At 66.5% G+C, this 14,493-nt stretch carries 13 protein-coding genes; 6 read left to right on the top strand and 7 right to left on the bottom strand.

The annotated features are described in order from the left end of the window. Positions 1-31 precede the first annotated feature (31 nt). Complete coding sequence (gene hemE, locus ABMC89_RS17780; RefSeq protein ID WP_349570357.1) at positions 32-1,066, top strand: uroporphyrinogen decarboxylase; 1,035 nt, start codon at positions 32-34, stop codon at positions 1,064-1,066. A 64-nt stretch (positions 1,067-1,130) separates the two neighbouring features. On the opposite strand, the gene ABMC89_RS17775 is transcribed toward hemE, so the two are convergent. Then, positions 1,131-2,177: a RepB family plasmid replication initiator protein gene (locus tag ABMC89_RS17775; RefSeq protein ID WP_349570354.1), complete on the bottom strand. Its 1,047-nt coding sequence runs from the start codon at positions 2,175-2,177 to the stop codon at positions 1,131-1,133. Between the two features lie 622 nt (positions 2,178-2,799). On the opposite strand from ABMC89_RS17775, the gene ABMC89_RS17770 reads away from it, so the two are divergent. Together ABMC89_RS17770 and ABMC89_RS17765 are read left to right on the top strand one after the other, a co-directional pair. Continuing rightward, positions 2,800-4,002, top strand: coding sequence for an AAA family ATPase (locus tag ABMC89_RS17770; RefSeq protein WP_349570352.1), 1,203 nt, complete (start codon positions 2,800-2,802; stop codon positions 4,000-4,002). Next, positions 3,999-5,000: a ParB/RepB/Spo0J family partition protein gene (locus ABMC89_RS17765; protein WP_349570350.1), complete on the top strand. Its 1,002-nt coding sequence runs from the start codon at positions 3,999-4,001 to the stop codon at positions 4,998-5,000. The genes ABMC89_RS17770 and ABMC89_RS17765 overlap by 4 nt, the downstream gene beginning before the upstream one ends. 87 nt (positions 5,001-5,087) lie before the next feature. On the opposite strand, the gene bchO is transcribed toward ABMC89_RS17765, so the two are convergent. Genes bchO through crtA form a run of 4 tightly spaced genes read right to left on the bottom strand, consistent with a single transcriptional unit; the run spans position 5,088 to position 9,285 of the window. Continuing rightward, on the bottom strand, positions 5,088-5,945 hold the full coding sequence (bchO, locus tag ABMC89_RS17760) for an alpha/beta fold hydrolase BchO (protein WP_349570348.1): 858 nt from the start codon (positions 5,943-5,945) through the stop codon (positions 5,088-5,090). Positions 5,946-5,948: 3 nt separating this feature from the next. Continuing rightward, on the bottom strand, positions 5,949-7,583 hold the full coding sequence (locus ABMC89_RS17755) for a magnesium chelatase subunit D (protein ID WP_349570346.1): 1,635 nt from the start codon (positions 7,581-7,583) through the stop codon (positions 5,949-5,951). After that, complete coding sequence (gene bchI, locus ABMC89_RS17750) at positions 7,580-8,587, bottom strand: magnesium chelatase ATPase subunit I (RefSeq protein WP_349570344.1); 1,008 nt, start codon at positions 8,585-8,587, stop codon at positions 7,580-7,582. The genes ABMC89_RS17755 and bchI overlap by 4 nt, the downstream gene beginning before the upstream one ends. Beyond that, the gene (gene crtA / locus ABMC89_RS17745) at positions 8,584-9,285 is read right to left on the bottom strand and encodes a spheroidene monooxygenase (protein WP_349570342.1); all 702 of its coding nucleotides are present in this window, start codon (positions 9,283-9,285) and stop codon (positions 8,584-8,586) included. Before crtA ends, bchI begins: the two co-directional genes overlap by 4 nt. A gap of 107 nt (positions 9,286-9,392) precedes the next feature. Between crtA and ABMC89_RS17740 the strand changes: the two genes are divergently transcribed. From ABMC89_RS17740 to tspO, 3 genes are read left to right on the top strand one after another with little or no spacing between them, the layout of a single operon-like run. Continuing rightward, complete coding sequence (locus tag ABMC89_RS17740; protein WP_349570340.1) at positions 9,393-10,946, top strand: phytoene desaturase; 1,554 nt, start codon at positions 9,393-9,395, stop codon at positions 10,944-10,946. After that, a complete protein-coding gene (gene crtB / locus ABMC89_RS17735; protein WP_349570338.1) occupies positions 10,943-11,971 on the top strand; it encodes a 15-cis-phytoene synthase in 1,029 nt (342 codons plus the stop codon). The genes ABMC89_RS17740 and crtB overlap by 4 nt, the downstream gene beginning before the upstream one ends. A 21-nt stretch (positions 11,972-11,992) precedes the next feature. Next, positions 11,993-12,472, top strand: coding sequence for a tryptophan-rich sensory protein TspO (gene tspO / locus ABMC89_RS17730; RefSeq protein ID WP_349570336.1), 480 nt, complete (start codon positions 11,993-11,995; stop codon positions 12,470-12,472). Positions 12,473-12,573: 101 nt separating this feature from the next. On the opposite strand, the gene crtC is transcribed toward tspO, so the two are convergent. Beyond that, a complete protein-coding gene (crtC, locus tag ABMC89_RS17725; protein WP_349570334.1) occupies positions 12,574-13,425 on the bottom strand; it encodes a carotenoid 1,2-hydratase in 852 nt (283 codons plus the stop codon). 14 nt (positions 13,426-13,439) lie between these two features. Continuing rightward, a partial coding sequence (locus ABMC89_RS17720; RefSeq protein WP_349570332.1) for a phytoene desaturase family protein occupies positions 13,440-14,493 on the bottom strand: 1,054 nt, incomplete at its 5' end.

The following is a 14,493-nucleotide window of genomic DNA, read 5'->3' as shown; positions in this document are numbered from 1 at the left end:
ACGCCAAGCCCTTGTTACGGAAAGACACCACATGACCGCCCAGAAAACCATCCTCCGCGCGCTGGCCGGGGAAACTTTGCCCACGCCCCCCATCTGGATGATGCGGCAGGCAGGACGCTACCTGCCGGAATACCGCGCCACCCGCGCGCAGGCGGGTGATTTCCTGTCGCTGTGCTATAATCCCGAACTGGCCGCCGAGGTGACCTTGCAGCCGATCCGCCGCTACGGATTCGACGCGTCGATCCTGTTTGCCGATATCCTGTTGGTGCCGCAGGCGCTGGGGGCCGACCTGTGGTTCGTCACCGGCGAGGGGCCGCGCCTGTCCACGATCACCACGCAGGAAGAATTCGACAAGTTGCTGCCGCCCGACGCGATCCACGACCATCTGTCGCCGGTGTACAAGACCGTCGAGATCCTCAGCCGCGAACTGCCCGCCGAAACGACATTGATCGGCTTCGCCGGTGCCCCTTGGACCGTTGCCACCTATATGATCGCGGGGCGCGGCACCCCCGATCAGGGCCCGGCCCACGCGCTGAAGGCCGAGAACCGCGCGGTGTTCGACGCCTTGATGGACCGCATCACCGAAGCCACGATCCATTACATGTCCGCCCAGATCGACGCGGGCGCCGAGGTGGTCAAGATTTTCGACAGCTGGGCCGGATCGCTGACCGGCGACGATTTCACCGACTACTCGATCAAGCCGATGGCCCGGATCACGCAGGCGCTGAAGGAAAAACACCCCGGCGTGCCGGTCATCGCCTTCCCGCGCGGCGCCGGAAAGCGCTACATCGGTGCACACGCGGCCATCGGCGCCGATTGCATCGCGGTGGACGACGGCGTGGATGCGGCCTGGGTTGCCGAGAATGTCCAGTCCGGCGGCTGCGTTCAGGGCAACCTGAAATCCTCGCATATGGTCACCGGCGGAGAGGCCCTTGTCTCGGAAACCCGCCGCATCGTCGATGCACTGGGGTCGGGCCCGCATATCTTCAACCTCGGCCACGGCATCACGCCAGATGCGGACCCCGAGAACGTGCAGTTGATGATCGACACGGTCCGCAACGGGTAAGCGCTCTCTTCCGGCACCACGGGGGGCTGGGCCCCTGCCCCGCCGGCGATGTGGCGGCCTGCGGTCAGATCGGATTGTTCTCGGCAAAGGTCTTGAAGAACGCAAGGAACGCGCGGTCCGGGTCGCGCGGGGCCTCGCGCGTTTTCGCCCAGTCGCGCCATTCGCCTTCGACGTGATAGATATCGTAGCCGGGATAGCGCAGGCGCGCGGTCTCGTAGGTGTCGGCACGCAGGGCGGCACCGCGTGCCTCCAGCCACACCGGCCGCGGGCGCAGCGGCTGGGCGCGTGGTTCCGCCTTCGCCCTGCCCTCTGCCGGCATCTCTGCCCGCCCTTCCATACGCGCCTTCCGGCCCACTTTGGAAAAGCTCAACTCGCGCTCGGCCTCGGCTTCGGTTTTGGCGTCCTTGCGCCACCAGCGCAGTTCGACGTGGGTCACCCGCCTGCCGGTCTTGACCGGTGCGATTTCGACCATGTAATCGCTCAGCGCGTTCACCTCGGCCACCGCGGGATCAATCGCACGCAGCTTGAGGTTTGACCACGAGGTCAGCTTGCCCTTCGGCACCCCGAGGATTCCGCGCAGATCCTCCAGACCGAATTTCTCGGAGCTGCGCCAGCGCAGGTTGCCGCGTTTCTGGATCATCTCGTAGAGCGTCAGCGCGTATTTCGAACTCAGCGCGAACATCACCTCGCGCTGGAGCCGCGCGAAAACAGTGCTGTCCTTGATGATCCGCCGCAGCCGTGTGGGGATTTCGTATTCCAGCAAACCGTCGCGGCGCGTCGTCTCGATGTTGCCGCCCAAAAGCTGCACCCGTTCGATCGCGTCTTCGCCGTCGCGCTGCACCCTGACCTTCACGATCGACGCCATCAGACGCTCGATCGATTCGCCCACCCGGTCGTTTGAATTATGCGATCCGCGCAGATCGGCCTTGGCGATCACGTGGGTCACCGGCTTGTCGATGGCATCCCACGCGTTTTCCAGCAGCTGGTTATAGATCCGCCTGTCGGCCAGCGTCAGCGGCGTGACCTCGACGAGGTCCACCAGTTCGCCGGGTTTCACAAGGCTTTCGGCGTTCGGTCGCGCCGAGATCGTGCGGTAGGGTTTGGTCGCCATGTGCCTGCTCGCTTACATGGTTATTCTTACATTTGTTATTCTTGATGTGTAAGCTAGCCGAAAAATTGCCCATGGGCAATCACCCGAAAAGTAAGTCTAGAATCACCCGATCGGGCGCTACCGATTCGCATCTGCCTGTATTGTAGGGGCTTTTCGACCCCCGCCTAGCCCCCGTGGGGCAGCACCCGAAAGGTAAGGTTTCAGGCCCCTCCCTGCCCGTAAGGCAACCCGCCCCAAGGTGTAAGTCCAGCCATCCCCTGATGTAGCCGAAGCAATCCCAACACGTAAGGTTAGAGACTGATTTCCACATGGAAACAGCTGCTTGCCGGAGACGAACATAGAAGATTCCGAAGGAAGAACATCAGGGGTGTTTTCTGGTTCAGGATTAGGGGTATTCCTGACAGCACGCGGAGCGCCTGGATCGCTAAACTTACTTATCGGGTGTTTGGCCCGATCAGGCCGCTTTTTAAGGTGCTTTCCCAAAGCCGGTCGGCAAAATTCCACTCTCTGCGCCCCTGACCCGCGATTTCCCGTTATTTGGACGATCTGCGCAAAACTTCACACTTGAGCATTCGCTGCCACCCGTTCATGATTCGCCTAACCATAATAACATGAGGCATCCATGGAGCAGCCTGTTCTCCCCCCCGTCACTCTTGCCGAGCTCGACCAGCTCAGCACCCGTGCGTCCACCGTCATCAACCGCCTGCGCGACCGATTGTTCGCGCCGGGCACCGCCAAGACACTCGATCTGCGGTTTACCGTTCGCAAGGCCGCCGAGATGGTAGGCCGCAGTGACAAGCTGATCCGCGATGCGGAGGCCGACGGGCGCCTGCCCGAACCCGAAAAGGATTCCGACACCGGCCGCCGCACGGGATACAGCCTCGCAGAGGTCAACGAGATGCGGCGCGTGTTCGGCACCCTGCCCCACCGCAGCCCCGACGACCCCGCGATGGTTCTGGCAATCCAGAACTTCAAGGGCGGCGTCGGGAAGTCGACCATGGTCTGCCACCTCGCGCAGTATCTTGCGCTGAAGGGATACCGCGTCTGCGTGATTGATTGCGACAGCCAGGCGTCGACGACATCGGTCTTTGGCCTGAACCCCGACATCGACGTGGATGAGGAAGAGGAGACGCTCTACCCCTTCTTCCGTCACGGCGGCCCCAAGACGCTGCACTACGCGTTGCGTGGAACCTACTGGCCGGGCGTTGCGCTGATCCCCGCCAACCTCGGTCTTTACGACGCCGAATACGAATTCGCGGCGCGGATGGCGCGTGACCAGAGCTTTGTCCTCGACCGGCTGCGCGACGGCATCGAAAGCATCAAGGACGAGTTCGATGTGATCCTGATGGATCCGCCGCCCGCCCTTGGTATGCTGTCGCTCAGCGTGCTGCGGGCGGCCAATGCCATCGTCATCCCCGCGCCGCCCAACAACATCGATTTCGGGTCCACGGCGCACTTCCTCAAGATGATGGGCGCGACCCTTAACGAGTTGGCAAGGGCCGGGGGTGCGCGCGATTACGCATTTATTAAAATTCTTGCGACAAAGATGAACGACGGCAAGTCGGCACATCAGGCGATCAAGCGGATGATGGACGCGGTGTTCCCGCACGACATGCTGAACGCGGTGCTGAAGGACAGCGCCGAAATCGACAACGCCGCCGCGAACCTCGCGACGGTATACGAGCTGACGGGGGCGGCCACACGGTCGGACACACACCGGCGCTGCCGCGCCTATCTGGATGCGGTCAACGGCGAGATCGAACTTCTGATCCGCAAGACCTGGCCGAGCCACCACAAGCAATTGCGCAAGGAGGGGCTGCTATGAGCCGCAAGCACGACGCCATTTTCGACGATGTCCTCAGCGGGCTGGACGGACCGGAAAGCCCCCGCAGCGATCGCGAGAGCGCCCGCTTCCTGAAACGCTCCACCACGATCAGCGACCGGCTGTCGGGCGAGCTGGAGGAGAAAACGCTCCGCTGGGTGGATCCTGCCGAGTGTCGCATGTGGGAACGCCACAACCGCGACTACGACCTGCTGAACGAAGAGAATTGCCGCGACCTGATCGACGGGATCAAGGCGCAGGGGCGGCAGGAATTTCCGGCGGTCGTCCGGCCCATCGACGATCCCGATTACAAGTACGAAGTGATCTGCGGCGCCCGGCGGCACTTTGCCGTCAGCTGGCTGCGGGCGAACAACTACCAGCAGTTCAAATACCTGATCGAAGCGCGCGAATTGTCGGATGAAGAGGCGTTCCGCCTCGCCGATATCGAGAACCGCGAACGCGAGGACATCAGCGATTACGAGCGGGCCATCGATTACGCCGACGCGATCGCGCGCTACTACGGTGGCAAGCAAAAGGCGATGGCGGAGCGGCTGGAGGTCAGCCAGAGCTGGCTGAGCCGCTATCTGGCGCTCGCGTCTCTGCCGCAGCAGGTGGTGGATGCGTTCCCGACAATCCGTGATCTGCGCGAACGGCACGCCCGCGATCTCAAGCCGCTGTTGGCGCGGCCCGCCACGGCGGAGCCCGTGATTGCCGAGGCGCTGCGCATCGCGGCCCAGCAGCAGACGGCGCGCAACGGGCGAGGGGCCTTCGTCGATCCTGTGGAGGTGATGAAGCGGCTCAGGCAGGCGGCGGAGCCTCCCAAGGTGAAGCCCCAGCGCACGGTCGAAGAAACGATCCACAGCCGCAGCGTGGGAGAGCGGGGGATCACCGCCCGCAAGCGCGGCCGGAAATACCAGCTGGAATTCGATGACAGCCTGAGTGCGGAAAGCCTGCGCGGCGCTTTCGATGCGTTCGTGAAGGCGCGGTATGGCAAAAGCTGACTTGCCCGTGGGCAATTTCCGCATAACGCATTGAAAAATAATAATATACACCAAATTTGCCCGCCATTTGCGCGGGCAATTCTGCGTTCAGGGGGTGAGGTCTGTGATAATAGCCTCGGCGACTGTCTCGGGCGCTTCCTCGTGGGCCAGATGGCCCAGATCGGGAAGGTCCAGATGCGAAAGCCCCGGCACCTTTGCGGCGATTTCGGCCGAGGTACGCGGGGGCACCGCACGGTCGCGCGATCCGGTGATCAGCAGCCCTTCGGCACCGCTCGTTGGCAAGTCTCTCAGAAGCGGGGCGAGATCCCATTGCGCCATCATCTGGAGGGTCGCGTTGACGTGGCCGGTATCCCCCACGAGGCGGCGGTAGAACCGCTGATCCTCCAGCGGGATATCAGAGCCTGTTCCGCTTAACAGTCTCTGTACAGATTTCGGATTGGCGTTCGAGGCGGTGAAAAACGCCGCTACACCGGGGACCATCGCCAGCCCCTTCGCCATGACCGGAAACAGCACACCGGCAAGGCCGGAAAACCCTGCAAGGGCGGCATTGATGCCGATGATGCGCGGGGCAGGGGGCGGCAGGTGGTTCAACAGCTCCAGCGCGACGGCACCGCCCGCGGAATGGCCGATGACGGCCATCGGGTGCCAGCCCTGTTGGGCGCAGAGTTTGGCGATGTCTTCGGCCATGGGCCGCAGGCCGCACCGCGCCTGTGCGCCCAGACGGGTGAAGCCCTGACCGGGCAGGTCAATCGTGACGACGCGGTACGCCTCGGCAAGAAGGGGCATGAGGTGGCGAAAGCTCTGGCTGGCCCCGCCGGCGCCGTGCAAAAGCAACAGGAGCGGGCCGTCGCCCATCTCCTGAATATGCCAGTAATGCGGTTTGCAGAGACTGAATCGCGAATACTCCGCATGGGGCCAGTCATGCCATTCGCGCGCCCAATCCATCCCCTAGCTGTCCAGGGTGCGGCTGACCGCGTCCGACAGGCTGCGCGCATCCGCGCGGGGCAGGGCGAGGTAATGACCCCCCGTGCGCGCGGCAAGCTGCGCCAGCGCCGCCTCGGGTCTGCGGCCCGTGTCGATCACCATGGTGTCGATCCGCGCGGCGCCGATGGCGGTGGCGGCGGTCCGGGCATCCTCGGCGGCGCGCGGGCGGCTAGGTGTGCCATCGAGGGGCATGTTGGCCCGCCCGTCCGTCAGCGTGATGATTGTCGGGCTCAGCCCCTTGCGCCGCGCCTGAAGCGCCATGGCGTGCGCCGACATCAATCCGGCGGCCAGCGGTGTGGCGCCTCCGCCGGGCAGGGCGGCCAGCTTGCGTTTTGTCTGGACAAGGCTGCGGGTCGGCTCCAGCAGCACCTCCGCCCCGTCACCGCGAAAGGCGATCAGCGCCACGTGGTCGCGCCGGGCATAGGCTTCGGCCAGCAACAGTTCGATCGCGCCCTTCGCCTCGCCCATTCGCGCCATCGCCGCCGAGCCGGAGGCGTCGACCGCAAAGATCAGCACCCGGTCGGAGTGGTCCTGATAGCGTTTGCGGCGCAGGTCGCTGCGCGTGATGATCGCGCCGCTACGGTCGGGCTCATGGGCCCGGCGCAGGGTCTGCCAGGGGACCGCCGCGCGCAGGGTGGCGATCAGATCGACACGCGCCTGCGTGCTGCCGCCGAGGCGCGCGGGCAGGGGGCGGCCACGGCGGTTTCCGGTCTTTTTCACGCCCGCGCCCGCCCCGCTGGCGCTGCGCTGCACCGCGCCGGCCCCGAGGCGGGCCAGCAGATCCGCAGGCAGCGCGGCCTTCACCGCGTCGAGCAGCAGATCCTCGGGCAGGTGGCTCTGCCGGGAGGGGTCCTGTGGGTCCTCCGCGGGGTCCTCGGGGGGGTCTTCGGCCTGATCCTGCGGGTCCGCCTCCGGCAGGCGCGTGGCAAGATGCGCGAAGGTCAGCTCGACCGCCGCCGCGATATCCTCGTCGGTGACGGTGGACCTGCCGTTGAGCGCCGCATGGGCGCGGGCGGTGCGCAGCGCGAAGGTGACCGCGCGCAGGCTCGGGATCCCCAGCCGTACCGCCAGCGCGACAAGCGTATCGGCCAGATCGTCCGGGGCTGTCACGGGCCCGTGCGGCGACGGTGCGCTGGCGGGGGCGGGGGCGTCCAGATCCGCAAGCGCCACGTCGGAAAGATCGACACAAAACGCCAGCCGGTCGGAAAGGGCAGGGGGCATCGCCTCGTCCTGCGTCCCCTCGTCGAGGGCGATCAGCACATGGCCTGTCCCTGCGTCCAGCGTGGCGGCGATCCGCGCGGCAAGGAAAGGCTGCGCGCGTTCCGCCATGGCCAGCACCAGCGTCGCGGGCGTGGCGAGCAGACCGCGCGTGCGCGTCAACGTCCCGCCCGAAAGTGTCGCGGAAACGTCGATTCCGCCCTCCAGCGCCTCGGCGCCCATGGCGGGGTGCAGACGCGTCAGGGGCAGGGGCAGCGCGCGGGCGGCGTCGAGCACCGCATCGCGGGCAGGACAGGGGCGCGCCCGCAGGCGCAGGCCGCCGAGCGCCGGATCAAGCGCCAGCAGGGCCAGCGCAGTGCGGGCGCGCGCCAGCGGTGTCATGCGCCCAGCACATCCTCGACCACCCGCGCGACGCGCGTGCCCGATCCGGCATCGTCCAGCGGATCGCGCCGCATCCGGTGCCGCAGGGCGAGGGCCGCCACATCGCGGATATGGCTGCGTGTCAGCGCGGTATCGTCGCGGAAGGCGGCATAGGCGCGCGCCGCTTTCAGCAGCGTCAACTCTCCGCGCAACCCGTCCGAGCCGAGCGCAAGGCAGAGTTCGGCCACGTCATGCAGGCTCTGTTCCGGGGTTTTGAGCTGTTTCAGCGCCGCGCGCGCCGCCACGATCCGCTCGCGCAGCATCGCGTCCTCGGCCTGCCAGCGCAGCATGAAAGCGGTGTTGTCGTTCTCGAACGCATCGCGGCGCTTGATGACTTCGACCCGCTCGGCGATCACCGTGGGAGAGGCGACATCGACCGACAGGCCGAAGCGGTCCAGAAGCTGCGGGCGCAGCTCGCCCTCCTCGGGGTTGCCGGAACCGACCAGAACGAACCGCGCGGCATGGCGGATCGACAGGCCCTCGCGTTCGACCACGTTTTCCCCCGATTGCGCCACATCAAGCAGCAGATCGACGATGTGATCCTCCAGCAGGTTCACCTCGTCGATATAGAGGTATCCGCGGTTTGCCTGCGCCAGAAGCCCCGGCTGAAAAGCCTTTTCCCCCTTTGTCAGAGCCTTCTCGATGTCGAGCGCGCCCGTCACGCGATCCTCCGAGACGCCCAGTGGCAGATCGACGACCGGCGTGGCGATTTCCTCTGTCGTCTTGCCGGGGACCTGCGCCCAGTCCGGGCAGTCGGCCTTGCGCTCGGAATTGACCGGGCAGCCTTTGACGGCGCGGATCGGTGGCAGCAGGGCCGCCAGCGCGCGCACGGCGGTGGATTTGCCGGTGCCGCGATCTCCGAAGACCAGAACACCCCCGATGGACGGGTCGATTGCCGTCAGGATCATGGCGCGTTTCATGTCCTCCTGACCGACGATGGCGGAAAACGGGAAGGGCTGTTTCATGGCGTGTCCTTTGTGGCGAGGGGCGATGTGCCGCCCCATGTCCCTTCTTCGGCGATCAGCGCGAAGCGGGCATAGAGTTCTTCCGAGAACCAGCCGTCGCGGCGGACGGCGCGGATCGCCTCCGCATGCGGGCCGGTGCGGGCGAAATTATTCATGGCCGCGGCATCGGGCCAGATCGAAAAGGTGACCTGATGCAGCCAGGGCACCTCACCGATGCCGAGTTTGAACAGAACCGACGGATCGCGCCCGATCACCCCCGAGATATCGGGGACGCGCCCCCAGAACCGGTGCAGGATGCCCGGTTTGATCGTGGCGCGGGTCAGGGCGGCGATGGGGCCGTTGCCGGCGTGGTCCTGCGCGGTGAACGGGGCCACCCCCGACCACTGACCGCGCGCCGAGGTGGCGGCCATCAGGATGGTCCAGTCCTCGCTTGATGTGGCTCTGTACCGGGCGAATACACCGGATCCGAGGGCCGCGCGTGCCGTCGCCTCGTCCGGCCAAGTGGCAAGGATCGCGTAGACCGACAGGTTGGGTTTGGGTGTGAACCCCTCGCCGGTGCCCGATCCGCAAAGCTTCCAGAAACCGATGCCGGGGGTGCGCGCCATGGCGCGGCGGGCAAGGCCCATCTGCGCAAAGGCCCACAGGCGCGCGGGCACGCTGCCGAAGCGATAGAAGCTGAGGCTGACCACCTGCTGCATTGGTTCGTGAGTCCCTTGGCTGTCAACTCAGCTTTACACATTACGGGTTTGTATGGAAGAGTGGACAGGACGATTGTAAATCAAGCTAGACAGTTGTAGCATTTCTCATGGTCTTTCACACAGCAGATTCCGCCGACGTCCCTGATCGCCGCGCCATTGTCATCGGTGCGGGGCTTGGCGGCCTGTCCGCCGCCATGCGTCTGGGGGCGAAGGGCTACGCTGTTACCGTGCTCGACCGGCTTGACCGGGCAGGGGGGCGCGGCTCCTCGATCACCCAGGACGGCCACCGCTTCGACCTTGGCCCGACCATCGTGACGGTCCCGCAGGTGTTCGAGGATCTGTGGAAAGCCTGCGGTCGTGATTTCCATGCGGATGTGGACCTTCGCCCGCTCGATCCCTTTTACGAGGTGCGCTGGCCGGACGGCACGCGCTTCGAGGCATCGACCGATGACGAGCGCATGTTCGAACAGGTCTCGAAAATCTCGCCCCGCGACCTGAAAGGGTACAAGCGTTTCCTGCGCGATAGCGCCGCGCGCTACGTGGTCGGCTTTGAAGGCATGGTCGCCAAGCCGATGCACCGGCTGTGGGAGACGATCAAGGTCTTGCCGAAATTCGCCCAGCTGCGCGCGGACAGGTCGATCTACGGGCTGGTCGCATCGCGGGTCAGGGACGAGCGGTTGCGCATGGCGCTGTCGTTTCATCCGCTCTTCATCGGGGGCGATCCGACCCATGTCACCTCGATCTACGCGCTGGTGGCGCATCTGGAAAAAACCTACGGCGTGCATTACGCGATTGGCGGGGTGCAGGCGATCGCCGACGCCATGGCCGATGTGGTGCGCGCGCAGGGCGGTGTCATCCGTCACGGGGCCGAGGCGGACGAGATCATCGTCGAAGGCGGGGCCGCACGGGCGGTGCGGCTGACCGACGGCAGCCGTCTCGACGCGCCGCTGATCGTGTCGAACGCGGATGCGGGCCATACCTACAGCCACCTTCTGCGCAATCATCCGCGCCGCCGCTGGACCGCGCCGAAGCTCGCGCGCAAGCGGTGGTCGATGGGGCTTTATGTCTGGTATTTCGGAACCAAGGGTACCGCCGCGATGTGGCCCGATCTGGGCCATCACACCATCGTCAACGGGCCGCGTTTCACCGGGCTGCTGAAGGATATCTTCATCCGTGGCACGCTCTCCGACGACATGAGCCTTTACATCCACCGCCCCGCGATCACCGATCCCACGGTGGCCCCCGCCGGTGACGACAGTTTCTACGTGCTCTCGCCGGTGCCGCATCTGGGCTGGGACGATCCCGTGGACTGGCTGACCGAGGCCCCGAAATACCGCGAGAAGGTCGCCGCCGTGCTCGAAGAGCATATGCCGGGCTTTCGCGACCGGATCACGACCGAGCTGGAATTCACGCCCGAGACTTTCCGCGACCGGTATCTCAGCCCCAACGGCTCGGGTTTTTCGCTGGAGCCGCGGATTCTGCAATCCGCATGGTTCCGCCCCCATAACGTGAGCGAGGAGGCGCGCGGGCTGTTCCTCGTCGGCGCGGGCACGCATCCGGGCGCGGGGCTGCCCGGAGTGGTCTCCAGCGCCGAGGTGCTGGGCAAGCTGGTGCCGGACCTGCCCCCGGTCGAGAAAGAGACAAGGATGGCCGCCGAATGATTGACGCAGACGATCTTGCCCATTGCCGCGCGGTGATCCGCACCGGCAGCCTGTCTTTCCACGCGGCATCGCGCCTGCTGCCTGCGGCGGTGCGCGATCCGGCGCTGGCACTCTATGCGTTCTGCCGTCTCGCCGACGACGAGGTCGACGAGGGCAACGCCAAGGGGCGCGCCGTGCTCGATCTGCAGAAGCGGCTTGATCTGGTCTATGCGGGCACGCCCCGCAACGCGCCGGAGGATCGCGCCTTTGCCGCCATTGTGGCCGAATTCGATATGCCGCGCGCGCTGCCCGATGCGCTGCTCGAAGGGCTGGCGTGGGATGCGGTCGGGCAGCGCTACGCATCGCTGTCGGACGTGCGGGCCTATTCCGCGCGCGTCGCCGCTGCGGTGGGGGCGATGATGTGTGTGCTGATGCGGGTCCGCGACGGCAACGCGCTGGCGCGGGCCTGCGATCTGGGCGTGGCGATGCAGCTGACGAACATCGCCCGCGACGTGGGCGAAGACGCGGCCGCCGGGCGGATCTACCTGCCCACCGACTGGCTGGCCGAGGCCGGTGTGGACGTCGGCGATTTTCTCGCCGCACCCGAGGCGACGCCGCAACTGCGGCGCATGGTGCGCCGGCTGCTGGCCGAGGCGCAGCGGCTCTACATCCGGTCCGAAGCCGGCGTCGCGGCCCTGCCGCCCTCGGCCCGCGCGGGCATCTTCGCCGCGCGCTATATCTACGCGGGGATCGGCACGGCAGTGCGGCGCAACGGCTGCGACAGCGTCACCCGCCGCGCCCGCACCGGGCGCGCGACCAAGCTGGTGCTTCTGGGCAAGGCCGGTCTGCGCGCGGGGGCCACCTTGACCCTGCCGCGTTCACCGGTCATCTACGCAAGACCGCTTCCGGAAGTTGCCTTCCTCGTCGATGCGGCCGCCCATCAAAGTGCTGTGCCCCGCCCGATGGACGGGCTGATGCAGATCATGGCCGACCTGCGCGCCCGCGAGGACGGCCGGCGCGGCATGAACGGGGTGGCCGCCGAGTAACTCTGCCCCATATGGACCGACATGGATATTTCACTTTTTCTTCTCTTCCTTCTCGCCTGTTCCGCTGCCGGTGCAACGGGGGCCATGTTCCCGCCGGGGGAGTGGTACAAGACGCTTGAAAAGCCGTGGTTCACACCGCCCGACTGGGCGTTCCCGCTCGCGTGGACGACGATCTATCTGCTGATTTCCTTCGCGGGCGCACGGGTGGCCGTGCTCAACGACAATGCCTATGCGATGGCTTTCTGGGCGGTCCAGGCAGGTTTCTCCACCCTGTGGACACCGATCTTCTTCGGCTTGCGCCGGATCCGTGGCGCGCTGCTGGTGATGCTGCCGCTCTGGCTCAGTGTTCTGGGGGCGACGCTCAGCCATTTCTGGCTCGATTTCTGGGCCGGTGCCGCCTTCGTGCCCTACCTGGCATGGGTCACGGTGGCCGCAGCGCTGAACCTCGGCATGTGGCGGCTGAACCCCAAGGTCGAACCGCTGCGCGTGGACAAGCTCTAGCGCCCTACGCCCCGGGCGTCACCGCTCCTGCCGGGCGACGGGGTCTTCTCCATTTTGCCCTTAAACTCAATCCCGCACTCGCGTCGGGTGCCGCGGTGCGATCAGAATCGCCACCCGCGCCTGCGCGGCACCCGCACCGCCAACATCGGTTTCAACAAGGGCTGTGCATAGCGGTCCAGATCCAGCGCTTCGTGCACGCCCTGCACGGTTTCGCCGTCGATGCGGGTCTCGACGACCGACCGCGAATAGAAGGGCGCGTCCAGCATCGGCTTGATTTGGCGCGGCACGGTGCCGGCGTCGGCACGGGTCTCGCGGCGCAGCGCCCAGAGGGTGCGTTTGAACGGCGTGCGCGGTGGCGCCTCTACCTGCCGCGCGGCGCCGTCGCGTCCGAAAGCGATCGCCGCATCGAGGGTGGTGCCATCGCGCCGGTCCGCATCGTAGAAACAGGTGGCCCCGGCACGCGTGGGATAGCGCCCCCATGTCCAGTAGCTGAAATCCTGCTCCAGCGGGCGCGTCCCGAAATTCGCGTCGAAGTAGCCGTGGCCAGACCATTGCCAGCCCGACGCCTCCAGCGCGACCTCGATCCGTGCGGAAGGGGCGAAGGGCCGCCAGACATGGGCGCCGTCCAGCGTCAGGGGCAATTCCACCGATGTAATGGCCTGGGGCACAAGCGTGATCCGTCCCCGCATCCGCGAGACCAGCGGGAGGGAGGAGACCTCGTCGATGTCGATTTCCAGTGCCGCGCCGGTCCAGCGCATGGACGAGGGGCCGACCACCAGCGCGTCCGGCGTGGCGCGCAGGGCCGCCGCCCCTCTGTCGGTCATGGCAAAGCGTCCGCCGCGTCCGTAGGTCGCCACGTTGATGCAGCAGTGGTTCGCCGGATTGCCGCGCCCCGACCAATGGTACCAAGGTGAAAACACCGACCCGATAAAGCCGATGACCGACACTGCCATGGTGCCGCAATCGCTTACGCCGTCGACATACCACCACGCGTATCCGCCCGCTGGGACGTCGAGGTCAAACCGAGGTCTTGCGCCATCGCTTCGGCCGCATGCTGCCCGGAGAGCGTCGCCATCGGCACCCCCGCCCCCGGATGCGCCCCGCCGCCTACCAGATATAGCCCCTGCATCTTCGTGCGCGCCGTGGGGCGCTGGAACGCCGCCATCATCCCGTGCGGGGAACGCCCGTAGAGGCTGCCGTTCGATCCCGGAAACAAGCTGTTCCACGCCGCCGGAGAGGTCAGCGTGCCGGTGTCCGGCGCGGGGCTGAAGCGCAGGCCGAAGCGGGCGAGCCTCTTGAAGATCAGTGTGTGACATGGGGGATGCTCCTCTCGGGGGTGGATCGCGGCGGCGGCTGTGGGGCGGACGGGCGGGTCGCCCGTGATCGGTGCTGCGTTCAGGATGATCTCGAACCGTTCGGCACCGCGAGGGCGGGCACCGCCGAAACGGTCCTGCGCGCAGACATAGAGTGTCGGGTCGTCCTGCGCGCCGCCCTGCGCCAGCGGCGCATATTCGCGCAGGGGATCATCGGCAAAGAACACATTATGGGCCGCCAGCGGGAAATCCCCCGCGACATCTGCGGCAAAGGCCTGAACATGCGCCGACAGGCTGCGCGGCTCTACCGCGCTGCGGGCCACCGCGTCGCGCGCACCGTGCCCGAGCAGCCCCTCGACCAGCGCGCGCGGATCGCCGTTGAACAGAACCGCGTCGACATCGAGCCGGGTGTCGCCCGCGTGGACAGCGCAGGGTCTGCCGTCCTGAACCTCGATCCGAGTAACGGGTGTATCGTAGAGAAAGTGCGCCCCGCGTTGCCGCGCCAGGCGCTCGATCGCCTGCGCCAGCCGGTACATGCCGCCGCGCACGTGCCAGACGCCGCGCCGCTCTGCCTCCCACACCAGCGAGAGCAGGGCGGGGCTGTAGGCAGGCAGCCCGCCCACGTAGGTGGCGTACCGCGCGAAGAGCTGCGCCAGGCGCGGGTCGTCGAAGTGCGCGCCGAGCAGCCCGGCAAGGCTGCGGTGCGGG

The sequence above is a fragment of the Sulfitobacter sp. HNIBRBA3233 genome (assembly GCF_040149665.1).
Classification (GTDB): domain Bacteria; phylum Pseudomonadota; class Alphaproteobacteria; order Rhodobacterales; family Rhodobacteraceae; genus Sulfitobacter; species Sulfitobacter marinivivus.
The sequence above is the reverse complement of the archived record's forward strand: the minus strand, read 5'-3'. Positions and strand labels throughout refer to the sequence as shown.

Coding starts and splice junctions, on each gene's coding strand:
- hemE (WP_349570357.1), top strand. CDS start 32: ATGACCGCCCAGAAAACCATCCTCCGCGCGCTGGCCGGGGAAACTTTG.
- ABMC89_RS17775 (WP_349570354.1), bottom strand. CDS start 2,177: ATGGCGACCAAACCCTACCGCACGATCTCGGCGCGACCGAACGCCGAA.
- ABMC89_RS17770 (WP_349570352.1), top strand. CDS start 2,800: ATGGAGCAGCCTGTTCTCCCCCCCGTCACTCTTGCCGAGCTCGACCAG.
- ABMC89_RS17765 (WP_349570350.1), top strand. CDS start 3,999: ATGAGCCGCAAGCACGACGCCATTTTCGACGATGTCCTCAGCGGGCTG.
- bchO (WP_349570348.1), bottom strand. CDS start 5,945: ATGGATTGGGCGCGCGAATGGCATGACTGGCCCCATGCGGAGTATTCG.
- ABMC89_RS17755 (WP_349570346.1), bottom strand. CDS start 7,583: ATGACACCGCTGGCGCGCGCCCGCACTGCGCTGGCCCTGCTGGCGCTT.
- bchI (WP_349570344.1), bottom strand. CDS start 8,587: ATGAAACAGCCCTTCCCGTTTTCCGCCATCGTCGGTCAGGAGGACATG.
- crtA (WP_349570342.1), bottom strand. CDS start 9,285: ATGCAGCAGGTGGTCAGCCTCAGCTTCTATCGCTTCGGCAGCGTGCCC.
- ABMC89_RS17740 (WP_349570340.1), top strand. CDS start 9,393: ATGGTCTTTCACACAGCAGATTCCGCCGACGTCCCTGATCGCCGCGCC.
- crtB (WP_349570338.1), top strand. CDS start 10,943: ATGATTGACGCAGACGATCTTGCCCATTGCCGCGCGGTGATCCGCACC.
- tspO (WP_349570336.1), top strand. CDS start 11,993: ATGGATATTTCACTTTTTCTTCTCTTCCTTCTCGCCTGTTCCGCTGCC.
- crtC (WP_349570334.1), bottom strand. CDS start 13,425: ATGGCAGTGTCGGTCATCGGCTTTATCGGGTCGGTGTTTTCACCTTGG.